This window comes from Streptomyces griseus (assembly GCF_900460065.1).
In the GTDB taxonomy this organism is placed as follows: domain Bacteria; phylum Actinomycetota; class Actinomycetes; order Streptomycetales; family Streptomycetaceae; genus Streptomyces; species Streptomyces griseus.
In genome coordinates, this window is the sequence record NZ_UAVD01000024.1 from 264,309 (window position 1) to 286,197 (window position 21,889).

Genomic DNA, 21,889 nt, shown 5'->3' on the forward strand with positions numbered 1-21,889 from the left:
TGAGCACGACCGGTGAACACGGGGACGACATGGCGGAAGGAGGAGGACGCATGGCAACGCTGGAGATCCGCGCGCTGTCCGTCGGCTACGGCCCGGTCCGGGCGCTGCGCGACATCTCGGTCGACGTACCGGACGGCGGGATCACCGCCGTACTCGGCGGCAACGGCGCGGGCAAGACCACGCTGCTGCGGGCCGTGTCGCGGACCCTCGGCTTCCACCGCGGGACGGGCACCGGGACCATCCGGTTCGACGGCCGCCCCCTGGAGGGGCTGCGGCCCGCCCAGGTGGTGGCCGCCGGGGTGGTCCAGGTGCCGGAGGGCCGGCAGGTCTTCGCCCGGATGACGGTGGCCGACAACCTGCGGGCGGGCGCCCTCGGGGCCCGCGGCGGGCGCAAGGAGACCGGCGCGGCGCTCGCCCGGGTGCACGAACTCTTCCCGGTGCTCGCCGACCGCGCGCACCAGCGGGCCGGGCTGCTGTCCGGCGGCGAGCAGCAGATGCTGGCCATGGGCCGCGCCCTGATGGCGGGACCCCGGCTGCTCCTGCTGGACGAGCCCTCGCTCGGTCTCGCCCCGCTGATGGCGGCCAGGATCGCCGAGACCGTGCAGGAGATCAACGCGGGCGGCACCTCCGTCATGCTCGTCGAGCAGAACGCGGCGATCGCCCTGCGGCTCGCCTCCACGGCGTACGTCCTCGACGTCGGCGAGGTCGCCCTGTCCGGGCCCGCCGACGAACTCGCCGCCTCCGACGAGGTCCGCCGCCGCTACCTGGGCGTCGTCGACGAGGCGGCGGCGGACGCCGACCCGGCCGCCCGGAACCGCCGCACCCTGAGCAGGTGGTCCGCGTGACCCCCACCGCCACGGCCGCCGCGCACAGCACGACGGCCGCACTCGCCGTCGAGGACGTCACCGTCCGCTTCTCTGGGCTCACCGCACTCGACGGCGTCTCCTTCACCGTCGAACCCGGCAGTGTGCACGCCGTCATCGGACCCAACGGCGCGGGCAAGTCCACCTGCTTCAACGTCCTGTCCGGCGTCTACCGCGCCACCTCAGGACACGTCCGGCTCGGCGACACCGAACTCACCGGACTCCCGCCGCACACCATCGCGGGCCTCGGGGTCGCCCGCACCTTCCAGAACCTGGCACTGCCCCCGCACGCCACCGTCGCCGACAGCCTTCTCCTCGGCCGCCACCGGCTGACCCGCTCCGGGTTCCTCGCCACCGGTCTGCGGCTGCCCTCCGCCGCCCGGGAGGAACGGCGCCACCGCGAACGGGTCCGGGAGATCGCCGAATTCATCGGCCTGGACGAGGAGTTGGAGCGCCCGGCGGGATCGCTGCCGTACGGGCAGCAGAAGCTCGTCGAGCTGGGCCGCGCGCTGTGCATGGAGCCGAAGGTGCTGCTGCTCGACGAGCCGATCGCCGGGATGACCGCGGACGAACGCCGCCGCACCGCGGCCGTCGTGGCGGACGTACGCGACAGCCTCGGCATCTCCATCGTGCTGGTCGAGCACGACATGGGGGTGGTGATGCGGCTCGCGGACGCGGTGACCGTACTCGACTTCGGACGACGGATCGCCGGGGGTGCCCCCGCCGAGGTCCAGAACGATCCGGCCGTCGTCCAGGCATATTTGGGAGCACCTCAATGACCACGTCTGTCGAACTCCTCCTCGGCGGCCTGTCGATCGGCTCGGTCTACGCGCTCATCGCGCTCGGGTTCGTCGTCATCTTCAAGGCCACCGAGGTCGTCAACTTCGCCCACGCGTCCCTGCTGTTGGCGGGCGGCTACGTCACCGCCGTGCTCCACGACGACATCGGGTTCTGGCCCGCGCTGCTCGTCGGGATCGCGGGGGCGGCGACCGTCGGGGCGGGCATCGAGTTCTTCGTGATGCGCCGCTACCGGGGCAGCGACCACAGCGTCCTGGCCATCGTCACCATCGGCGTCGACATCCTCCTGATCACCGAACTCACCCGCCGGATGGGCACGGACGTGCTCGCCCTCGGCGACCCCTGGGGCAACGAGGTCGTCTCCGTCGGCGGTGTCACCCTCGCCCAGACCCGGATCGCCGCGTTCCTCGCCGCCGGGCTGCTGATCACGGTGTTCCTGCTGGCCTTCCGCTACACCTCGTGGGGCGTGTCGATGCGCGCAGCCGCCGAGAACCCGCAGACGGCGGCGCTCATGGGCATCAAGCTGGGGCGGGTCTCGCTCGCCGCGTGGGCGGTCGCCGGAGCACTCGCCGCCGTCGCCGCCCTCTTCCTCACCGTGTTCCCGACCCCGGGCCTGGAGCGCGCCACCTCGCTCGCCGCGCTCAAGGCGTTCCCCGCCGCGATCCTCGGCGGACTCGACTCCACCACCGGGGCGCTGGCCGGGGGTCTCATCGTCGGCGTCACCGAATCGTTCGCCACCGGCTACCAGAGCGACCTCGCCTTCCTCGGCCGGGGCATCGGCGATCTGGCGCCCTACCTGGTGATGGTGGCCGTCCTGCTGATCCGCCCCGCGGGACTCTTCGGCACGAAGGAGCCGGCCCGTGTCTGACACCACCGCCGAAGCCCCTGCCGCGACCTCCCCCGTGCGGGGCGGCCCGGAAAACCTCACCGACCGGCTGCGCGGCCCCCGCACGTACGCCGTGCTCATCGGCTCCCTCCTGCTCCTCGTCCTCCCGTTCTACCTGGACCGCTTCTGGCTCCAGGCCGGACTGTTCGCGATGGCGGCCGCGATCGGCGCCATCGGGCTCAACATGCTCACCGGCGCCACCGGGCAGCTCTCCATGGGCCACGCGTTCTTCCTCGCCGTCGGCGCGTACGGCTACTCCGTCCTGGCGGGGGAGAGCGGCACCGAGAACGGGCACGCGCTGACCGGACTCGGACTGCCCACCTGGCTGGCCGCGATCCTCGCCGTGCTGCTCGCCGGAGCGGCGGGCGGGATCTTCAGCCCCATCGCCGGACGGCTGCGCGGCGCGTACCTCGGCATCGCGACGCTCGCCCTGATCTTCATCGGGCAGCACGTCCTGTTCAACGCGGGCTCCCTGACCGGCGGTTACAACGGCCGGAACGTACCGCCGCTGTCCGTCTTCGGGTTCACCTTCGACGACTCCGAACTCGTCGTCGCCGCCGTGCCGTTCGGATCGTCGGAGAAGCTCTGGTACGCGGGCCTTCTCGCGCTCCTGCTGAGCGCCCTGTTCGCCCGGGGCGTGCTGCGCGGCCGGCCCGGACGCGCCATGAACGCGATCCGGGACCACCGGATCGCCGCCGGGGTGATGGGTGTGCCGGTGGCCCGCTACCGGGCCGGGGTCTTCGTCCTGTCCTCGATGTACGCGGGGCTCGCCGGCGTCCTGCTCGCCCTGGTCTTCCAGCGGACCGTGCCCGAGTACTTCGGCATGATCCTCTCCCTCGAATACCTCGCCATGATCGTCATCGGCGGGCTCGGCAGCGTCGCGGGCGCGGTGGTCGGCGCCGCCTTCGTCTCCCTGCTCCCGCAGGTGTTCACGCACTACAGCGACTCCCTGCCGCTGGTCTCCGCCCCCGGCACGGGCGGTCTCGCACCCGGTGAGGCGTCCCGCTATCTGTACGGCGCCGCGGTGGTCGCGGTGGTCCTGTTCCTGCCCGGCGGCCTCGCCCGCCTGGGCCTCGCACGCGCGAAGAAGCCCGCGGCTCCGAAGAATCCAGGGGAGAAGTCATGAAACTCAGAGTGCTCACGGCCGTGGTCGCGGCCCTCGCCGTCACCCTCGTCGGGTGCAGCGGCAAGGCGACCGACGGAAAGGCCGCCGAGGAGGGCGAGGGCGGCATCAAGACGGGTCCCGGGGTCTCCTCCTCGACGATCTCCCTCGGTGTGCTGACCGACATGACCGGCGTCTACGCCTCACTGGGCAAGAGCGTCACCCAGGCCCAGCAGCTGTGGGTGAAGCAGACGAACGACGCGGGCGGCATCTGCGACCGGAAGATCGAACTGACGGTCCGCGACCACGGATACGATCCGCAGAAGGCGATCGCGGCCTACACGGAGCTGGAGCCGGAGGTGGTGGGCTTCGCCCAGTTCATCGGCTCCCCGTTCGTCGCCGCCGTCGAACAGCGCATCGACGGCCAGGACAAGGGCCTGGTGCTGCCGCAGGCCTGGTCGGCGAATCTGCTGGGCTCCCCGTACGTCAGGGTCATCGGCGCCACCTACGACGTCGAGACGATCAACCTCGTCGACTACCTCCTCGCCGAGAAGCGCATCGCGAAGGGCGACAGGATCGGTCACGTCTACTTCGAGGGCGACTACGGCGAGAACGCGCTCGTCGGCTCGAAGCACGCGGCGAAGGAGGCCGGTCTCACCGTCGTCGAGCAGAAGATCAAGCCGACCGACAACGACATGACGGCCCAGGTCGCCGCCCTCAAGCAGGCCGGGGTCAAGGCCGTGATCGTCAGCGCGGGCCCGCGCCAGGCGGCCTCCCTCGTCGGCGTCGCGGCGGCCACCGGCTTCGGCGTCCCGGTCGTCGGCAACAACTCGGCCTTCGCCCCGCAGCTGTTGAAGACCCAGGCGGGCCCCGCGCTGCTCAAGGACTACTACGTCGCCGCCTCCACGCTGCCCATCGGCGACCCGGGCGACGGCCCCGCCAAGCTGGCCGAGGAGTACGCCGCCCAGTACCCGAAGGACGTGCTCGACAACGGCGTCGTCGCCGGCTACACGGCGGCCTCCCTGTTCGGCGAGGCCCTGTCGAAGGCCTGCGACGACAAGGACCTCACCCGCGAGGGCATCGACAAGGCGCTGCTGACGATCAAGGGGTACGGGAGCGAGTTCGGGGTGTCGCACGACTTCTCGGACCCCAAGGCCCCGTCCACCCGCGAGAGCGTCATCATGAAGCCGGACGCGGGTGCCGCCGGCGGGCTGAAGGTGGTCCGGCCGGCCGAGGTCGCCGCGGCGGCCGAGACCTTCACCGCCGGTTCCTGAGCCGCGCCGGGAGGTCCGGCCGGTGCCACCCGGTCAGACCTCCCGGCCGTCCGTTCCGATGTACCGGAAGCGCCCCCGCTCCACGCGGTAGACGAAGACCCCGGTCCCGGTGTACGTCCCGTTGGCGGGCTCGAAGGCGTAGCTCTTGGACACCCCCTTGTACGTGGTCGTCCGCAGCGCGGGCAGCAGGTCCTGCCGGCCCACCTTCTCCCGGCCCAGCCCCTCGGCGCAGGCGGCGATCAGCCCGACGGCGTCGTACGCCTCCGCCGCGAACAGCGGAGGCACACCGTCGAAGCGCTTGCGGTAGGCGGCCGCGAACGGGCGCACCGAGGGCACGGAAGCCGGGTCGGCGGCCGTCGAGACGACCAGCCAGCCCGCCGCGTCCTGACCGGCCTCCGCAAGGAACCGGGGGTCGTGCACGGCCTGGGTGGCGATCCTCGGCCCCAGGAACCCGGCCCTGTTCAGCGACTTCGCGAACCGGCCGGCATCCGACCAGCCACCCCCGTACACCACCGCCCCCGGCCGCTTCGCGGCGATCCGCTCCGCCTCCGCGTCCAGGTCGCGGCTGCCCTCCCGCACGGTCTCCGCGAGCACCGTGCGCCCGTTGCCGCGGAGCCCCGCGTCGAGGAAGCGGGTGGTCTGGCGGCCGTACTCGGTGCCGTCGTCGACCAGCGCGACCCTGTCGATCTCGTACGCCCCGAGGAACTGCGCCACCGGCAGCATCTGCATGTCGTTGCGCGGCCGGGCGCACAGGAAGATCCGGTTCAGATGGCGGATGTCCCCGTCGACCACGCTGAGCAGCGGCAGCGCCGCCTCGTCGTAGGCGACCAGCGCCTCCCGGGCCGCGTCCGTGCCGGTCGCCCCGATCGCCGCCACCAGGAGCGGGTCCTCGGCGAACCGGCGCACCGCAGCCTTCGCCCGCTCCTCGTCGCCCCCGTCGTCGACCGTGGTCAGCCGCAGCGTGAACGCCGCGTCCCCGCGCGCGTTGTGCTCGGCGACGGCGAGCCGGACCGCCCGCTCCTGCCCCTTGCCGAGGGCGGCCGACGGGCCGCTGAGGTCGGCCTGGAGTCCGATGCGCAGCTCCGGGCGGGCCGCCTTCCCGTCGTCGCCCCCGTTCCCGCCGACCGGATCGCCCCCACCGGAGGAGACCAGCCACGCGGCGGTGGTGCCCGTCGCGGCGAGGGCCGCGCCCCCGGCGACGTACGCGAGGAAGCGACGGCGGCCGGGGGAGGGGGCCACGGCCGTCGTGTCCCGGCCTCCGCTCCCGGCCCCGGTTCCGGCGCCCGTGTCAGGGCCACCGAACGGACCGCCGCCCCCGCCCGCGTCCAGGCTCGTCGCGTCGATGTCGGGCAGGGCGAGCATCCGCGCCGAGCGCTCGGCGATCAGATGGGTGACCGGACCGGGCAGCCAGCTGCCGCCCGACAGGTCCTCGGCGAACGCCCGGCGGACGTCCGCCGCCGCGGGACGGTCCCCCGGGTCCTTCGACAGGCACGCCCCGACGACCGGGAGCAGCCCGGGCGGCAGCGCGCTCAGGTCCGCCGTGTCGTGCACGGTGCGGAACAGCATCGCCTCCACCGGGCCGCTGCCGAACGGCCGCCCGCCGGTGGCCGCGTACACCAGCACGCAGCCCAGTGAGAAGACGTCGCTCGCCGGTCCGATCCGCCGCCCCTGCGCCTGCTCGGGCGAGAGGAAGCCGGGGGAGCCGACGATCACGTCCGTCGCCGTGAGGACGGTGTCGTCCAGGGCCCGCGCGATCCCGAAGTCGATGAGCCGGGGCCCGTCCAGGCCCAGCAGCACGTTGCCGGGCTTCACGTCCCGGTGCACGAGCCCCGCCGCGTGGACCGCGTCCAGCGCCTCCGCGAGCATCGAGCCCAGCGCGCGCACCCCGCGCTCCGGCAGCGGCCCCCCGCCGCCCACCGCCTCGCTCAGGGCGGGGCCGGGCACGAACTCGGTGGCCAGCCACGGGGCGGGCGCCTCGGTGTCGGCGTCGACCACCGGTACCGCCCACCGGTTGCGGACCTGCCGGGCGATGGCCACCTCCCGCCGGAAGCGGGTGCGGAAGGCGGTGTCGTCGGCGTACTCCGCCCGGATCAGCTTGATCGCCACCAGTGCGCCGCCGGGCGACCGGCCCAGCAGCACCACGCCCATGCCGCCGGCGCCGAGCCGGCCGAGGACGCGGTACCCGGCGATCCGTGCCGGGTCGGTGGAACGGAGCGGTTCCATCAGGGGTCAGTGCCTTTCTTCGGGGCTCGCGGTCACGTCGCCTCCAGGCCCGCGGTCACGTCAGTTCCAACTCGACGCGGTAGAGCACCTTGGCGCCGCCCTCGGCGGCGATCCGCAGCAGATCGCTGTTCCGGTAGCCCTTCGCGCCCTTGACGGACACGGCTGTCGTCACCGGGCCGATCCGGGACTTGGTCCACACGTAGTCCTGGGTGCCGCCGGACTCCGGACCGGTGTACTTCCCGGCCTCGAACAGCGAGGCGTCCGCGTTGCGCACGTCCTTCTGGTCGAACCGGAGCGACATCAGACCGCTGAGGCGCTGCCCGCCGCCCAGCTCCTGTTCCGGGCAGCGGAAGCTCTCCTGGACGGTGTCCTTGATCTCCTCCTCCGCGCCCGCCACGCTCCGGTGCACGGTCACGGTCACCGCCCCCTGAACCCGGCCCCTGCCGTCCCGCGCCGGGATGTCGAGCCGCCGTGTGAAGCTGTCCAGGACGCCGGACGGCAGCGCGGAGCGGGTCCAGACGCAGGAGTCGGGGAGCACGGGCCAGCTGCCGCCGCTCTCGTACGGGGTGTGCCGGACCATCCCGGCCGTCCAGTCGTTCTCCCCGAGCGCGGCCTCACGGGTCAGCCTCCGGGCCTGGTCCGCGTCCTTCGGCACCCGCGCCGGGTTCGGCGTGAACGTGTAGGCGCTGGGCAGCGCCCCCGGCAGCGTGGACTCCTTCCCGTCCGGCTTCCCCGACGCCCCCGTCTTCTCGCCGTCGGCCGCCGGGCCGCCCTGCCGCTCCGATCCGCTCGGCTCCGGGCCCGGCCCGTCCCCGCCCTTCGACGCCGACCCGCCGCACCCGGCCAGCAGCGCCCCCGCCGCCGCGACGGCCGCCACGCGTGTCCCCACCAGCATCAGCTTCATCATCCGACCCCCTGGTCCCCCGCACCGCACCCCGGCCGAACGGTCCGGGCGTCGGTGGCGAGGCGATTCTAGAAGCGGACAGCGCCCCGGGGACGGGAACCCGCTACTCATCCGACCGGCGGAACCGCTCAGCCGACGACGGGGCTCCGGCTCTGGCGGTCCGGCGCGCGGAATGGTAGGCGCCGGACATGAAGGACGTCCGCGCATGGCCGGATCTCAACCGTCGACGCGAGCGGGAAGCCTGTTCCGGCGCGGTGCCCGTGGGGGCGCGGGCCTCGGGCAGCCGCTCCTCCGGGGCTTCATGATCGGCGGAAAATTGGTCTGGACCACATGGAATGCCGGTGATTAGCTCATTCCGGACTCCGCGCCTTCGGGCCGGGTCCGCCCAGTTTTGACCATGTCCTGCCGAGTCCTGCTGAGGGGATCCATCCGTGATCGACATCGTGGCGATACTCAGGGCCGAGGACGCCGCCCTGGACTTCCTCTCCGTGATCGGCGGCCGGGAGAACGAGGTCCACGTCCTGTGCGGCGACACCGGCGAGCGCCTGGTGCTCCCGGCGGGCCGGCCCCTCGCCGAACGGCTCGACGCCCTGGCCCGGCTGGTCGGGCCGGTCGACGAGCACGCCGCCTCGCCGGGACCCGCGGCCCTGGCGGCCCTCGTCGAGGCATCCGCCCCGGCCGGTCCGGCCCGCCTCTGGACCCACTCGCCCGCCGACACCCGGCGCAGCCGCGGCCGGCTCGGCCGGGACGCCGCCGACGCCGCGGGGGAGCGGGCCGTCCTGCACGCCGTCGGCCACTCGCCCTACCTCCAGTTCATCAGCGACCTGGACCGCCCCCTGGACCGGACCGAGGTCGCCGCCAAGCTCGACTTCGTCAACCGGCACTGCGGACACCTGCTGCGCACAGCCTCGGAGGAGCACGTCGTGCGGACCGGCCGGGTCCATGCCACCGAACGCTTCTTCGCGGCCGGACCCGACGAACGCGACCGGCTGTTCGCCCTCCTGGCCAGTCTCGACGAGGACGCCGCCACGGTCCCCGACCCCTGGGAGTTCGCCACCTCCGGCTACGAGGCGGAGCGGCTGGACACCACCGTCGCGTGGATCGCCGGGCACCTCCCGCCCGGCGGCGGGCCCCTCGTCGAGGTCGGGGCCTGCGAAGGCGCCCTCACCACCCGGCTCGTGGACAAGGGCTTCACCGTCCACGCGACCGAGCCCAACCGGGCCTTCCGGGACCGGCTGGCCGGCCACGCGGGGGCCGCCGCGCACATCCACGCGGAGTCCCTGGAGGAGCTGGCCGCCCGCCGGGAACTCCCCGGCGCGGCCTACCTGCTGATCGAGATGCTGTACTACGGCCAGGATCTCGACCTGCTCGACCGCCTCCCCGCCGACCTGGTCTTCGTCGCCCTGGAACCGGAGACGCTCGCCGCCCGGCTCACCCCCTGGCTGGCGCACACCCGGCACTGGGAGAAGGCCGACGAGACGCCGCTCGTCGCCCCGGCGCTGGAGTCCGTGTGCGGCGGCCGCGCCTATCTGAGCAAGCGCGGCAGCATCGGCGTCCTGCTGCGGCGCACCGGCGCCTGACGGAGCCCGCGATGTACGACGTCTGCGTCGGGCTCGGCTACCACTGCGAGTCGACCTACCAGCTCCGCCGGATCACCGGCGTCGAGCGGGCCCACTTCTTCGACTGGCTCGACCTCGACCTCATCGCCGTGAAGGAGACCATCGAGGCCGACTTCGCCAACGTCCTGCGCCCCGGCCTCGGCGAACCGTTCAGCGACGGCGCCTGTGTACGGGACCGGGGCTCGAACATCCGCTTCTTCCACGAGTTCCACGCCCCGGAGGGCGCCCCGCTGACCCCGGCCCTCATCGCCGAGCAGCATCCGGCCGTCCGGGCCAAGTTCACCCACCTCGCCGACCGGTGGAGAGCCCTGACCGCCTCCCGGTCCCGCGTCCTGTACGTCCACCAGGACGCGTTCGACGAGAGCGCCGCCCCCGACCTGGCCGACCTGCACCGACTGCTGCGCTCCCGCTACCCGGACCACGCGTTCGACCTGCTGTGGCTGCGCCGTACGCCCCCGGCGGACGCCGACGCCCTGCCGCCCGGCATCCTGTGGGGCACGGCCGCCCTCAGCCCGGGCCGCTGGGAGGGCGACGACGCCGCCTGGGACGCCGCCCTGGCCCCGCTGGACATTCCCCGCCGCATCCCGGGGACCCCCGACACCCGCCCGCACCCTCCGGAGGAACCGTGCCCGCAGACGTAACCCCGCCCTGGCGCACCGTCGTCGTCTCACCGCACTTCGACGACGCCGCCCTCTCCCTCACGGGACTGCTGCCCACCCTGCCCGGCCCCCTCGCCGTGGTCACCGTCCACGGCGGCTCCCCGGCCCCCGGCCTCCCGGTCTCGGGGTGGGACGCCCTCTGCGGATTCAGCTCGCCCGTCGAGGCGTACCGGGCGCGCCGGGCCGAGGACGCCCGCTCCTGCGACCTGCTCGGGGCCGAGCAGGTCCTCATCGACCACCCCGACGGTCCGTACGTCGGCGAGGGCGACGAGCCCGTCGGACTCGACGCCCTGCTCCGCTCGCTCGCCCCCGGCACCCGGGTGCTCGTGCCGCTCGCCACCAACCAGCCGGACCACGAGGCGGTCCGGCTGCGCACCCAGCGGGTCCTCGCCGAGGCCGGGGCCCCCGAGCCCTGGGTCTACGCCGACCTGCCCTACACCGGGCACCTCCCCGAATGGGGCACCCCCGGGGCGGGCGAGGCGCTGGCCGCGAGCGACGACTGGGGGCCCGCCTACCGGGAGCTCAACCGCACCCACCGGCTCACCGTCCGCCACGAACTGGTGCTCTCCGACGAGCAGTGGGCGGCCAAGCGCGAGGCGGTCCTGTGCCACGCCTCGCAGCTCGCCGCGCTGGCCCCCGTCCACGGGGCCGTCCTGTCCCGGTCGGGACCGCTGCGCGCCGAGCTGATCTGGAGCCTGGGCCCCCGCGACGCCGACTGAGACGGGCGCGGGGCCCGGTGGCGCGGGTACACGCACGAGGGCCCCGGATGCCGGGGAGCATCCGAGGCCCTCGCCCTGAGTCGTCCGTCCGCCGCTACGGCAGTTGTGCCGCCCGTGCCTCGCGCCGGTTGTCACGGAACGTGTTCACCCGTCGCGCCGTGGCGAACAGCGGGATCACCGCGCCGAGCACCACCTGGAGCGCGCAGCCCGTCTGGAGCAGCAGCTGACCGCCGGGCGCGTCGAACGCCCACGCCGCGAGCAGCCCCATGGCGGCCACGATCCATCCGAGCATCGCCACCGCGAGGATGCCCCGCGGCTTGGGGTACTCCACCCGGCTCACCATCAGCCACGCCACACCGACGATCGCGAGCAGCGTCGGGATGAAGGGCAGCTCCAGGAGCACGATCGAGACGACCGTCAGCGCTCCGAAGGGGCTCGGCATGCCCTGGAACATGCCGTCCTTCAGCGTCACGCACGAGAATCTGGCGAGCCTGAGGACCACCGCAAGCAGCACGACGATCGCCGCCAGTGCCGACACCCGCTGGTGGGCGTCGTCGGCGACCATGCCGTACACGAGCACGAAGTAGGCCGGCGCGAGCCCGAAGCTGATGAGGTCCGAGAGGTTGTCCAGCTCGGCCCCCATCGGCGAGGAGCGCAGCTTCCGCGCCACGAGACCGTCGAACAGGTCGAAGATCGCGGCCATCAGCATGAGGATCACGGCGGTGGCGGCCGAGTGCCGGGCCATGCCGGTCTCGTCGCTGCCCGTGAGGTGCGGGATCAGAATGCCCGTGGTGGTGAAGTACACCGCCATGAATCCGCACGTCGCGTTACCGAGCGTGAGCGTGTCCGCTATCGACAGCCGCATGGAGAGCGGCATGTCCTCCGCACCGTCGACGTCGTTCTCGTCGTCGGCCTCCGGCACCCAGCCGGCCTTGGTATCAGGATCAATCACGGTCAATTCGAGTCACCCCCGCGGTGGTGGCCTGGCCGACCTCGACCGCGACATCGATCCCCTCCGGGAGGTAGATGTCCACGCGCGAGCCGAAGCGGATCAGGCCGATGCGCTCGCCCTGCTCCACCTTCGTGCCCTCGGGGAGGTACGGCACGATCCGACGGGCGACCGCTCCCGCGATCTGCACCATCTCGATGTCGCCGAGCTCGGTGTCGAAGTGCCAGACAACGCGCTCGTTGTTCTCGCTCTCCTTGTTGAACGCCGGAACGAAGCCGCCCGGGATGTGCTCGACCGACGTCACGGTGCCCGCCAGCGGCGCGCGGTTGACGTGGACGTTGAGCGGGCTCATGAAGATCGCGACGCGGGTGCGCCCGTCCTTCCACGGCATGATGCTCTGCACCACGCCGTCGGCCGGGGAGATGACCCGGCCGTCGGTGATCTCGCGCTCGGGGTCACGGAAGAACCACAGCATGCCCGCCGCGAGCGCGGTGGTGGGCACAGCCACTGCTGCCCAGCGCCCCGACTTGCGGGCGCGGGCCAGGCTGAGGGCTGCGGTGGCGACGGTCGGCAGGAGCCACGGCGATGCTCCGCGGGCGATGCGGACCCCGCCGCGGGATGCGGAGGAAGTGCTGTCGGGCATGAATGACCTTCGTAGCGGATGATGCCGCGCTGGCAACGGGGGACGGCGGCTTTCCGGCGATGCTATCGGTTGCCGGGCGCAACTGGGCAAGCCAGCAGCCGAGTCGGACGGCGGAAAGGCACCCGTCGAGGGTGACCCGGTGTGATGTTCTTCGCCACCAAATCACCCCGAAAGGGACATTCAGCCCTGGAATCGGTACTCCTCCAAGAGGCGCCGGCCAATGATCATTTTCTGGATCTCGGCGGTACCTTCACCGATCAGCAGCATCGGTGCCTCACGGTAGAGGCGCTCGATCTCGTACTCCTTGGAGAAGCCGTAACCGCCGTGGATACGGAAGGCGTCCTCGACGACTTCCTTGCAGTACTCGGAGGCGAGGTACTTCGCCATCCCTGCCTCCAGGTCGTTTCGCTCCCCGGAGTCCTTTTTGCGTGCCGCATTGACCATCATCGCATGGGCGGCCTCGACCTTGGTGGCCATTTCGGCCAGTTTGAACTGGATCGCCTGGTGCTGGGCGATGGGTTTGCCGAAGGTGTGGCGCTGCTGCGCGTAGGAAACGCCCAGCTCGAATGCACGTTGCGCGACCCCGCAACCACGCGCGGCGACATTCACCCGCCCGACCTCGACGCCGTCCATCATTTGGTAAAACCCTCGGCCGGTCGTGCCCCCGAGGACACGATTGGCCGGAATGCGCAGGTCGTCCATGATGAGCTCGGTCGTGTCGACGCCCTTGTAGCCCATCTTGTCGATCTTCCCGGGGATGGTCAGACCCGGCCGGACCTCTCCGAAGCCGGGCTCCTTCTCGACGAGGAAGGTCGTCATCGACTTGTGCGGCGCGGTCCCCTCGGGGTGGCCTTCGTCACTTCGGCACAGAACGGCCACCAGCGTGGAGGTTCCGCCGTTCGTCAGCCACATCTTCTGGCCGTTGAGAACGTACTCCTCGCCGTCCTTCACGCCCTTCGAGGAGATCGCCGACACGTCCGAGCCGAGCGCCGGCTCGGACATGGAGAACGCGCCCCGCACCTCCCCGAGCGCCATCCGCGGCAGGAACGTGTCCTTCTGCTCCTGCGTGCCGTGCTGCTTGAGCATGTAGGCCACGATGAAATGCGTGTTGATGATGCCCGAGACGCTCATCCAGCCGCGCGCGATCTCCTCCACGCACAGCGCGTAGGTGAGCAGCGACTCGCCCAGCCCGCCGTACTCCTCGGGGATCATCAGCCCGAACAGGCCGAGTTCCTTGAGCCCCTCCACGATTTCCGTGGGGTACTCGTCGCGGTGCTCCAGCTGGGTCGCGACCGGAATGATCTCCTTGTCGACGAAATCCCGGACCGTGGAAAGGATTTCCCGCTGGATGTCGTTCAGACCGGCGGTCTGGGCGAGTCGCGTCATGGCTGCTTCTCCTGTGGCTTCACGCGGATGGCCTTAAGGCTTCACACGGTTACTTGGCGGGCGTCGGGCGGCCGGGCTGCTCCCCGCCGCGCTCCTTGATGTACGTCTCGGTGGGAACCATCACCTTGCGCCGGAACACGCAGACGACCGTGCCGTCCTGCTTGTAGCCCCTGGTCTCCACGTACACGATCCCGCGGTCGCTCTTGGACTTCGACGGGGTCTTGTCCAGCACGGTCGTCTCGCCGTAGACCGTGTCGCCGTGGAAGGTCGGCGCGATGTGCTTGAGCGACTCGACCTCCAGATTGGCGATGGCCTTTCCGGAGACGTCCGGCACCGACATGCCGAGCAGCAGCGAGTAGATGTAGTTGCCGACGACCACGTTCTTGCCGAAGTCGGTCGTCTCCTGCGCGTAGTTGCTGTCCATGTGCAGCGGGTGGTGATTCATGGTCAGCAGGCAGAAGAGGTGGTCGTCGTATTCCGTGACCGTCTTTCCGGGCCAGTGCTTGTATACGGCACCGACCTCGAACTCCTCAAAGGTGCGTCCGAACTGCATGATCAGGCCTCCGGGGCTTCGAACTTGGAGGTGCGCTGCATTCCGGCGGCCCGGCCCTTGCCGGCGATGACCAGGGCCATCTTGCGGCTGGCCTCGTCGATCATCTCGTCGCCGAGCATCGCGGAGCCCTTCTTGCCGCCCTCCTCGGAGGTGCACCAGTCGTAGGCGTCGAGGATCAGCTCGGCGTGGTCGTAGTCCTCCTGCGAGGGCGAGAACACGTCGTTGGCCGCGTCGACCTGGCCCGGGTGCAGCACCCACTTGCCGTCGAAGCCGAGGGCGGCGGCGCGGCCGGCGACCTCGCGGTAGGCGTCCACGTCACGGATCTGGAGGAACGGGCCGTCGATCGCCTGGAGGTCGTGCGCGCGGGCCGCCATCAGGATGCGCATCAGGATGTAGTGGTAGGCGTCCGCCGGGTAGCCGGGCGGCTGCTGGCCGACGACCAGGGTCTTCATGTTGATCGAGGCCATGAAGTCGGCCGGGCCGAAGATCAGCGTCTCCAGTCGGGGCGACGCGGCGGCGATCTCGTCGATGTTCACCAGGCCCCTGGCGTTCTCGATCTGCGCCTCGATGCCGATCTTCCCGACCTCGAAGCCCATCGTCTTCTCGATCTGGGTCAGCAGCAGGTCCAGCGCCACGACCTGCTGCGCGTCCTGGACCTTCGGCAGCATGATGCAGTCGAGGTTCGGACCCGCGCCCTCGACGACCGTGATGACGTCGCGGTAGGTCCAGTGCGTCGTCCAGTCGTTGACCCGCACGACCCGGGTCTTGCCGCTCCAGTCACCGTTGTTCAGCGCGTCCACGATGGTGTGGCGGGCGCCCTCCTTGGCGAGCGGCGCGCAGGCGTCCTCCAGGTCCAGGAAGACCTGGTCGGCCGGGAGCCCCTGGGCCTTCTCCAGGAAGCGCGGGTTGGAGCCCGGCACGGCCAGGCACGAGCGACGCGGGCGCAGGCGGTTGACCGAGGGGGTGGGCGTGGTCATGCGGGGACCTCCAGAGGGTCGAGCTTGTTCGCTTTCCGGATCTCGTCGACGATACGGCCGATGATCTCCGTGATGCCGAAGTCCTTCGGGGTGAAGACGGCGGCCACACCGGCTTCGATGAGGGCGGTGGCGTCGGCCGGCGGGATGATGCCGCCCGCGATCACCGGGATGTCCGGGGCCCCGGCCTCGCGCAGCCGGTGCAGGACGTCGGGCACCAGCTCGGCGTGCGAGCCGGACAGGATCGACAGGCCCACGCAGTGCACGTCCTCGGCGATCGCCGCGTCGGTGATCTGCTCGGGGGTCAGCCGGATCCCCTGGTAGACCACCTCGAACCCGGCGTCCCTGGCCCGTACGGCGATCTGCTCGGCCCCGTTGGAGTGCCCGTCCAGGCCGGGCTTGCCCACCAGCAGACGCAGCCGCCCCACGCCCAGGTCGGCGGAGGTGCGGGTGACCTTCTCGCGGACCAGGGCGAGCGTGCTGCCCGGTTCGGCGGTGACCGCCACCGGGGCCGAGGAGACCCCGGTGGGCGCGCGGAACTCGCCGAAGACGTCCCGCAGCGCCCAGGACCACTCGCCGGTGGTGACGCCCGCGCGGGCGCACTCGACCGTGGCCTCCATCATGTTCCCGGTGCCGGCGGCGGCCTTCTTCAGCGCGGCCAGCGCCTCGGAGGCGCGCGTCTCGTCGCGGTTGTCCCGCCACTCGTGCAGGGCGGCCACGACCCGGGCCTCGTTCTCGGGATCGACCGTCATGATCGCGCCGTCGAGGTCGGCGGTGAGCGGGTTGGGCTCGGTCGTCTCGTAGATGTTGACGCCGACGATCTTCTCCTCCCCGCCCTCGATCCGGGCCCGCCGTGTCGCGTGCGAGGAGACCAGCTCAGACTTGAGGTAGCCCGACTCGACGGCCGCCATCGCGCCGCCCATCTGCTGGATCCGGTCGATCTCCGCGAGCGACTCCTCGACCAGCGAGTCCACCTTGGCCTCGATGACGTGGGAACCGGCGAAGATGTCCTCGTACTCCAGCAGATCGCTCTCGTGCGCCAGCACCTGCTGGATCCGCAGCGACCACTGCTGGTCCCAGGGCCGGGGCAGCCCCAGCGCCTCGTTCCAGGCCGGGAGCTGTACGGCGCGGGCGCGGGCGTCCTTGGAGAGGGTGACGGCCAGCATCTCCAGGACGATGCGCTGGACGTTGTTCTCCGGCTGGGCCTCGGTCAGCCCCAGTGAGTTGACCTGGACGCCGTAGCGGAAGCGGCGCTGCTTGGGGTCGGCGACGCCGTACCGCTCGCGGGTGACGCGGTCCCAGATGCGGCCGAAGGCCCGCATCTTGCACATCTCCTCGATGAAGCGGACGCCCGCGTTCACGAAGAACGAGATCCGGGCGACCACGTCACCGAACTTCTCCTCGGGCACCTGGCCCGACGCGCGGACCGCGTCGAGCACCGCGATGGCGGTCGACATGGCGTACGCGATCTCCTGGACCGGGGTGGCCCCCGCCTCCTGGAGGTGGTAGCTGCAGATGTTGATGGGGTTCCACTTGGGGATGCGGTTGACCGTGTACGTGATCATGTCCGTGGTCAGCCGCAGGGAGGGCACCGGCGGGAAGACGTGCGTCCCGCGCGAGAGGTACTCCTTCACGATGTCGTTCTGGGTCGTCCCCTGGAGCTTCTCGGGGTCGGCCCCCTGCTCCTCCGCGACCACCTGGTAGAGCGCCAGCAGCCACATGGCGGTCGCGTTGATCGTCATCGAGGTGTTCATCTGCTCCAGGGGGATGTCCTGGAACAGCCGCCGCATGTCACCGAGGTGCGAGACGGGAACACCGACGCGGCCCACCTCGCCGCGGGCGAGAATGTGGTCCGGGTCGTATCCGGTCTGCGTGGGCAGATCGAAGGCGACCGAGAGACCCGTCTGGCCCTTGGCGAGGTTGCGGCGGTACAGCTCGTTGGACGCTTCGGCGGTCGAGTGACCGGCGTACGTCCGCATGAGCCAGGGCCGGTCCTTCTGACGCTCGTTCATCGGGGAACCTCAGACGTTGCGGAAGCGGTTGATGGCGTCGATGTGCTGTTCGCGCATTTCCTGGTCGCGCACGCCGAGTCCCTCGCGGGGGGCCAGGGCGAGCACGCCGACCTTGCCCTGGTGGAGGTTGCGGTGGACGTCGTACGCCGCCTGCCCGGTGTCCTCCAGGGAGTACGTCCTGGAGAGCGTCGGGTGGATCTTGCCCTTGGCGATGAGGCGGTTGGCCTCCCAGGCCTCGCGGTAGTTGGCGAAGTGGGAGCCGATGATGCGCTTGAGGGACATCCACAGGTAGCGGTTGTCGTACTCGTGCATGTAGCCCGAGGTGGAGGCGCAGGTGGTGATGGTGCCGCCCTTGCGGGTGACGTAGACCGAGGCGCCGAAGGTCTCGCGGCCCGGGTGCTCGAAGACGATGTCGATGTCCTCGCCTCCGGTGAACTCGCGGATGCGCTTGCCGAAGCGCTTCCACTCCTTCGGGTCCTGGGTGCGCTCGTCCTTCCAGAACCTGTAGCCCTCGGCGTTGCGGTCGATGACCGCCTCCGCGCCCATGGCCCGGCAGATCTCGGCCTTCTCGGGGGAGGAGACGACACAGATCGGGTTGGCGCCGCCGGCCAGCGCGAACTGGGTGGCGTAGGAGCCGAGCCCGCCGCTGGCGCCCCAGATCAGGACGTTGTCGCCCTGCTTCATGCCCGCGCCGTTGCGCGAGACGAGCTGGCGGTAGGCGGTGGAGTTGACCAGACCCGGGGCGGCGGCCTCCTCCCAGCTGAGGTGCTTCGGCTTCGGCATCAGCTGGTTGGACTTCACCAGGGCGATCTCCGCCAGGCCGCCGAAGTTCGTCTCGAAGCCCCAGATCCGCTGCTCGGGGTCGAGCATCGTGTCGTTGTGGCCGTCGGAGGACTCCAGTTCGACCGACAGGCAGTGCGCGACGACCTCGTCGCCCGGGTTCCAGGCGTTCACGCCGGGGCCGGTGCGCAGGACGACGCCCGCCAGGTCGGAGCCGATGACGTGGTACGGCAGGTCGTGCCGCTTGGTCAGCTCGCTGAGCTTCCCGTAGCGCTCCAGGAAGCCGAACGTCGACACCGGCTCGAAGATCGAGGTCCAGACGGAGTTGTAGTTCACCGAACTGGCCATCACGGCGACGAGGGCCTCGCCGGGGCCGAGTTCGGGGACCGGGACGTCGTCCAGGTGGATCGACTTGCGCGGGTCCTTGTCGCGGGACTCCAGCCCGGCGAACATCTCCGCCTCGTCCTTGTGCACGGTGATCGCGCGGTAGGACTCGGGGAGGGACAGGGCCGCGAAGTCCGCGGCGGTGCTGTCCTGGGATTGGATCGCGTCCAGGATTTCCTTCACGGTGTTGCCTCCGGTGATGCGGCGTCGAGGGAACGCTCGGGGGGCCCTGCTGGCAGGGGAGGGGCGGTTTGGAGGTGTTGCCGTCGGTTCGGCGGGTGTGGAGCTTCGGCTTTGCTCGGGTGGAGCAGAAGGGTGCCTGTGACGCAGGCGTCCGGGCGCGCAGCACGGTGGTTGCGGGGACAGCCGGCGTACGTGAGATCCCGGTACGCCGGCCGCCCGGACACCCTCAACGTATGGCACTCCGTGACACCTGACAAGGCACCCAGTGCCAACAATTTCTCTCACTTGTCATCCCGTGGGCACGCATGAGCAACACGATGGGTGTTACGGGACGTTCTGTCCTGCTGGCGGGCGGCTATCGGGCCGCGCGGTACACATACGGCGTCGTCGTGCCGAGCGCCGCGAAGCCCAGCCGGACCAGGATCGGGGCCGACATGTCCGTCGCGTCGACCTGGAGGAAGCGGTAGCCGCGCTCGGCGGCGATCCGCGCCCGATGGGCGACCAGCGCCCGGTACAGGCCCCTGCCGCGCCACTCGGCGACCGTTCCGCCGCCCCAGAGCCCGGCGAAGCCCGTGCCCGGGTACAGCTCCATGCGGGCCGAGCCGACCGGTTCCCCGCCGGCCAGCGCCACGAGCGCCACGAAGCCGTCCGGGGCCCGCTCCAGCCGCGTCAGCACCTGGTGGCGCAGCCGCCCCGCGTCCGTGCCGAACGCCCGCTCGTGGGCCAGCGCCATCAGCTCCACCCCGGCCGCGTCGGTCACCGGCCGCAGCTCGACCCCCTCGGGCGGCTCCGCGCCGGGCAGCGCGGTCAGCGCCTCGACCGGGGCGGCCAGCAGGGTCTCCGACGGCTCGGCCGAGAAACCGCCCGCCCGCAGCCGTTCCCCCAGGTCGGCCGGGCCGTCGTGGGAGTAGAGCTTCCACTCGAACTCCGCGTGGCCGAGCCCTCCCCAGTACGCGATCTGGGCCGTGATCGCCGCGTCGGCCCCCGCCGCGCCCAGGCCCGGCTCCGACCAGACCACCCCGTTCCAGTCGTCGGGCCCGCCCACCTGGCGGACCACGGGCCCGGCACGCTCGACGCGTACGCCGGGCCCGTCCGGGCGCGCGTGCTCCCGCAGCTCGCGGTCGAACAGGTCACGGATCTCGTCAGGTCGCATCCGCGCACCTCAGCACGGCGACGCCCGGGGAACCAGCCGATTTCGGCCGACGCCGGGCCCGCCGGCCCCGCCGGGCGCGTCGAAAGCGCGGCACGGGGCACATGATCGACACCAAGTGATCTTGAAGCGAGCAGGGAACAGGGGTGGGGCACCGATGGCGATACCGATCGGCCGCAGACGGGGCGACGGGCAGGGCCGAGCCCCCTTCGACCTGCGGCGCACCTCCTTCGGCTTCGCCCTCATCGCCCTGATCGTCGCGGGCGGCGGCGTGACGCTGCGGGCGGCCTGGCACAGCGCCGTCCGCCACCCGTTCCTCGCCGCCCTCGTGGTCCTCCCGGTCCTGGTCGGCGCCTGCCTGCTGCTGCGCCGCCGCCGGCGCGCCCGCCGGGTCGCGGAGGCCGTCACCCAGGCCGCCTACGGCATCGTCGAGGTCGGCCTCGCGGAACTGGACGCCGCCGAAGCGGCCCGCGCCGAGGCCCGCCTCGCACCCCCGGAGCCGACCGGCCACCCCGTCGACTACGCCCAACTGGACCCGTACGCCTTCGAGGAGGCCGTCGCCGAACTCTGCCGCCGCGACGGCTGCGCCGACGCCGAGGTGGTGGGCGGCGCGGGCGACCTGGGCGCCGACGTGGTGGGCACCACCCCCGACGGCCGCCGCCTGGTCGTCCAGTGCAAGCGCTACGGACCGGAGAACCGCGCGGGCTCCCAGGACCTCCAGCGCTTCGGTGGCACCTGCTACGCCGTGCACGCGGCGGACGTGGCGCTCGTCGTCTCCACCGGCGGTTTCACCGAACCCGCCCTCGACTACGCCGAGCAGTGCGCCATCCTCTGCTACGGCCCCGAGGAACTGGCGGCCTGGAGCGAGGGCGGCGCGCCACCGCCCTGGGAGGCGGTGGCGGCGCCCGTCGAGGAGCGGGCCGCCGGGTTCAACGCTCCTTGAGCGCCTGCTGGATCGTCCGCATGACCTCGTCCAGCGGGGCGTCCGTACGGGCCACCGCGACGAGCACCTCGCCGTCCGAGGCCACGGCCGCGGCCGGGGCGCGCTCGGGCTCGGCGCCGGCGGTCCGGCCCGCTCCGATGCCCGTGCCGAAGGTGTCGCGCACGATGGCGAAGGCGCGGTCGAGCTGGGCCTCCACATCACCCTGCCCGCCCGCCCGCAGCCAGCGGCGCAGCACATGGTTGTGCGCGGTGACCACGGCGGACGCGGCGACCTCCGCGAGCAGCGGGTCGTCGTTGCCCACGTGGTGGTCGCGTTCGTCGAAGTGGCCCAGGAGGTAGCGGGTGAACAGCCGCTCGTAGCGGGCCACCGACGCGATCTCGGCTTCCCTGAGGGTCGGCACCTCACGGGTCAGTTTGTAGCGGGCCACGGAGACGGCGGGCTTGGCCGCGTACATCTTCATGACCTCCTTGATGCCCCGGCAGACGGTGTCGAGCGGGTGCTCGTGCGCGGGGGCGGCGTTGAGGACGGCCTCGGCCCTGACGAGAGTGTCGTCGTGGTCCGGGAAGATGGCCTCTTCCTTGGAGCGGAAGTGGCGGAAAAACGTCCGCCGGGCGACGCCCGCGGCCCCCGCGATCTCGTCGACGGTGGTCGCCTCGTAGCCCTTCGTCGCGAAGAGTTCCATCGCGGCGGCGGCCAGTTCGCGGCGCATCTTGAGCCGTTGGGCGGCGGCGCGCGTCCCCGCGGTGGTGGACTCCGGGGCGTCGGTCGCGGCGGTGGCACGGGGTGACTTGGCGGGCTGGGACATGGCATGAACGTAACGCATCGGTGCAGGAGAGCGCGCCTGCGGGGGCGGACCGCCGGAGGGTCCCAGCAGCCCGCCCCACC

General features: G+C 71.7%; 20 protein-coding genes. 9 read left to right on the forward strand and 11 right to left on the reverse strand.

Translation table 11 applies throughout. The features are described from left to right. The first annotated feature begins 50 nt into the window (after window positions 1-50). From DTB53_RS11690 to DTB53_RS11710, 5 genes are read left to right on the forward strand one after another with little or no spacing between them, the layout of a single operon-like run. The gene (locus DTB53_RS11690) at window positions 51-845 is read left to right on the forward strand and encodes an ABC transporter ATP-binding protein (protein ID WP_030700585.1); all 795 of its coding nucleotides are present in this window, start codon (window positions 51-53) and stop codon (window positions 843-845) included. Continuing rightward, entirely contained in the window at window positions 842-1,642 is an 801-nt protein-coding gene (locus tag DTB53_RS11695; RefSeq protein WP_012378361.1) for an ABC transporter ATP-binding protein, read from the forward strand. Before DTB53_RS11690 ends, DTB53_RS11695 begins: the two co-directional genes overlap by 4 nt. Further along, window positions 1,639-2,529: a branched-chain amino acid ABC transporter permease gene (locus tag DTB53_RS11700; RefSeq protein ID WP_012378360.1), complete on the forward strand. Its 891-nt coding sequence runs from the start codon at window positions 1,639-1,641 to the stop codon at window positions 2,527-2,529. The genes DTB53_RS11695 and DTB53_RS11700 overlap by 4 nt, the downstream gene beginning before the upstream one ends. Beyond that, window positions 2,522-3,673 carry a branched-chain amino acid ABC transporter permease gene (locus DTB53_RS11705; protein ID WP_012378359.1) on the forward strand — a complete coding sequence of 384 codons (1,152 nt, stop codon included), beginning with the start codon at window positions 2,522-2,524 and terminating at the stop codon, window positions 3,671-3,673. The genes DTB53_RS11700 and DTB53_RS11705 overlap by 8 nt, the downstream gene beginning before the upstream one ends. Further along, window positions 3,670-4,923 (forward strand): ABC transporter substrate-binding protein, encoded by a 1,254-nt coding sequence (locus DTB53_RS11710; protein WP_012378358.1) that lies wholly within the window; start codon window positions 3,670-3,672, stop codon window positions 4,921-4,923. The genes DTB53_RS11705 and DTB53_RS11710 overlap by 4 nt, the downstream gene beginning before the upstream one ends. 33 nt (window positions 4,924-4,956) lie before the next feature. Here DTB53_RS11710 and DTB53_RS11715 read toward each other — a convergent pair whose 3' ends face one another. Next, the gene (locus DTB53_RS11715) at window positions 4,957-7,146 is read right to left on the reverse strand and encodes a bifunctional serine/threonine-protein kinase/ABC transporter substrate-binding protein (RefSeq protein WP_012378357.1); all 2,190 of its coding nucleotides are present in this window, start codon (window positions 7,144-7,146) and stop codon (window positions 4,957-4,959) included. A gap of 55 nt (window positions 7,147-7,201) precedes the next feature. Beyond that, window positions 7,202-8,050 carry a hypothetical protein gene (locus tag DTB53_RS11720; protein WP_042498208.1) on the reverse strand — a complete coding sequence of 283 codons (849 nt, stop codon included), beginning with the start codon at window positions 8,048-8,050 and terminating at the stop codon, window positions 7,202-7,204. A 431-nt stretch (window positions 8,051-8,481) separates the two neighbouring features. Here DTB53_RS11720 and DTB53_RS11725 point away from each other — a divergent pair, with 431 nt between their 5' ends. Genes DTB53_RS11725 through DTB53_RS11735 form a run of 3 tightly spaced genes read left to right on the forward strand, consistent with a single transcriptional unit; the run spans window position 8,482 to window position 11,047 of the window. Next, window positions 8,482-9,630 carry a hypothetical protein gene (locus DTB53_RS11725; RefSeq protein WP_012378355.1) on the forward strand — a complete coding sequence of 383 codons (1,149 nt, stop codon included), beginning with the start codon at window positions 8,482-8,484 and terminating at the stop codon, window positions 9,628-9,630. An 11-nt stretch (window positions 9,631-9,641) separates the two neighbouring features. Beyond that, window positions 9,642-10,310 (forward strand): DUF1796 family putative cysteine peptidase, encoded by a 669-nt coding sequence (locus DTB53_RS11730; RefSeq protein WP_012378354.1) that lies wholly within the window; start codon window positions 9,642-9,644, stop codon window positions 10,308-10,310. Next, window positions 10,295-11,047, forward strand: coding sequence for a PIG-L deacetylase family protein (locus DTB53_RS11735; protein WP_012378353.1), 753 nt, complete (start codon window positions 10,295-10,297; stop codon window positions 11,045-11,047). The genes DTB53_RS11730 and DTB53_RS11735 overlap by 16 nt, the downstream gene beginning before the upstream one ends. 94 nt (window positions 11,048-11,141) lie before the next feature. Here DTB53_RS11735 and pssA read toward each other — a convergent pair whose 3' ends face one another. The 8 genes from pssA to DTB53_RS11775 all read right to left on the reverse strand — a co-directional run bounded on the left by pssA (window position 11,142) and on the right by DTB53_RS11775 (window position 20,064). After that, the gene (pssA, locus tag DTB53_RS11740; protein WP_030700577.1) at window positions 11,142-11,969 is read right to left on the reverse strand and encodes a CDP-diacylglycerol--serine O-phosphatidyltransferase; all 828 of its coding nucleotides are present in this window, start codon (window positions 11,967-11,969) and stop codon (window positions 11,142-11,144) included. Between the two features lie 22 nt (window positions 11,970-11,991). Continuing rightward, window positions 11,992-12,639 (reverse strand): phosphatidylserine decarboxylase, encoded by a 648-nt coding sequence (locus tag DTB53_RS11745; protein WP_003965076.1) that lies wholly within the window; start codon window positions 12,637-12,639, stop codon window positions 11,992-11,994. Between the two features lie 180 nt (window positions 12,640-12,819). Then, on the reverse strand, window positions 12,820-14,025 hold the full coding sequence (locus DTB53_RS11750; protein WP_003965075.1) for an acyl-CoA dehydrogenase family protein: 1,206 nt from the start codon (window positions 14,023-14,025) through the stop codon (window positions 12,820-12,822). 49 nt (window positions 14,026-14,074) lie between these two features. Continuing rightward, window positions 14,075-14,578: a MaoC family dehydratase gene (locus tag DTB53_RS11755; protein WP_003965074.1), complete on the reverse strand. Its 504-nt coding sequence runs from the start codon at window positions 14,576-14,578 to the stop codon at window positions 14,075-14,077. A 2-nt stretch (window positions 14,579-14,580) separates the two neighbouring features. Beyond that, window positions 14,581-15,555, reverse strand: coding sequence for an HpcH/HpaI aldolase/citrate lyase family protein (locus DTB53_RS11760; protein WP_003965073.1), 975 nt, complete (start codon window positions 15,553-15,555; stop codon window positions 14,581-14,583). Next, window positions 15,552-17,564, reverse strand: a complete 2,013-nt coding sequence (locus tag DTB53_RS11765) for a protein meaA (RefSeq protein WP_003965072.1) — start codon at window positions 17,562-17,564, stop codon at window positions 15,552-15,554. The genes DTB53_RS11760 and DTB53_RS11765 overlap by 4 nt, the downstream gene beginning before the upstream one ends. 9 nt (window positions 17,565-17,573) lie before the next feature. Next, the gene (ccrA, locus tag DTB53_RS11770) at window positions 17,574-18,911 is read right to left on the reverse strand and encodes a crotonyl-CoA carboxylase/reductase (protein WP_012378351.1); all 1,338 of its coding nucleotides are present in this window, start codon (window positions 18,909-18,911) and stop codon (window positions 17,574-17,576) included. A 355-nt stretch (window positions 18,912-19,266) separates the two neighbouring features. Beyond that, window positions 19,267-20,064, reverse strand: coding sequence for a GNAT family N-acetyltransferase (locus DTB53_RS11775; RefSeq protein ID WP_012378350.1), 798 nt, complete (start codon window positions 20,062-20,064; stop codon window positions 19,267-19,269). Window positions 20,065-20,218: 154 nt separating this feature from the next. On the opposite strand from DTB53_RS11775, the gene DTB53_RS11780 reads away from it, so the two are divergent. After that, window positions 20,219-21,004 (forward strand): restriction endonuclease, encoded by a 786-nt coding sequence (locus DTB53_RS11780; protein WP_012378349.1) that lies wholly within the window; start codon window positions 20,219-20,221, stop codon window positions 21,002-21,004. On the opposite strand, the gene DTB53_RS11785 is transcribed toward DTB53_RS11780, so the two are convergent. Beyond that, a complete protein-coding gene (locus DTB53_RS11785) occupies window positions 20,991-21,809 on the reverse strand; it encodes a TetR family transcriptional regulator (protein ID WP_003965068.1) in 819 nt (272 codons plus the stop codon). The two genes, DTB53_RS11780 and DTB53_RS11785, sit on opposite strands and share 14 nt — an antisense overlap. Window positions 21,810-21,889 lie beyond the last annotated feature (80 nt).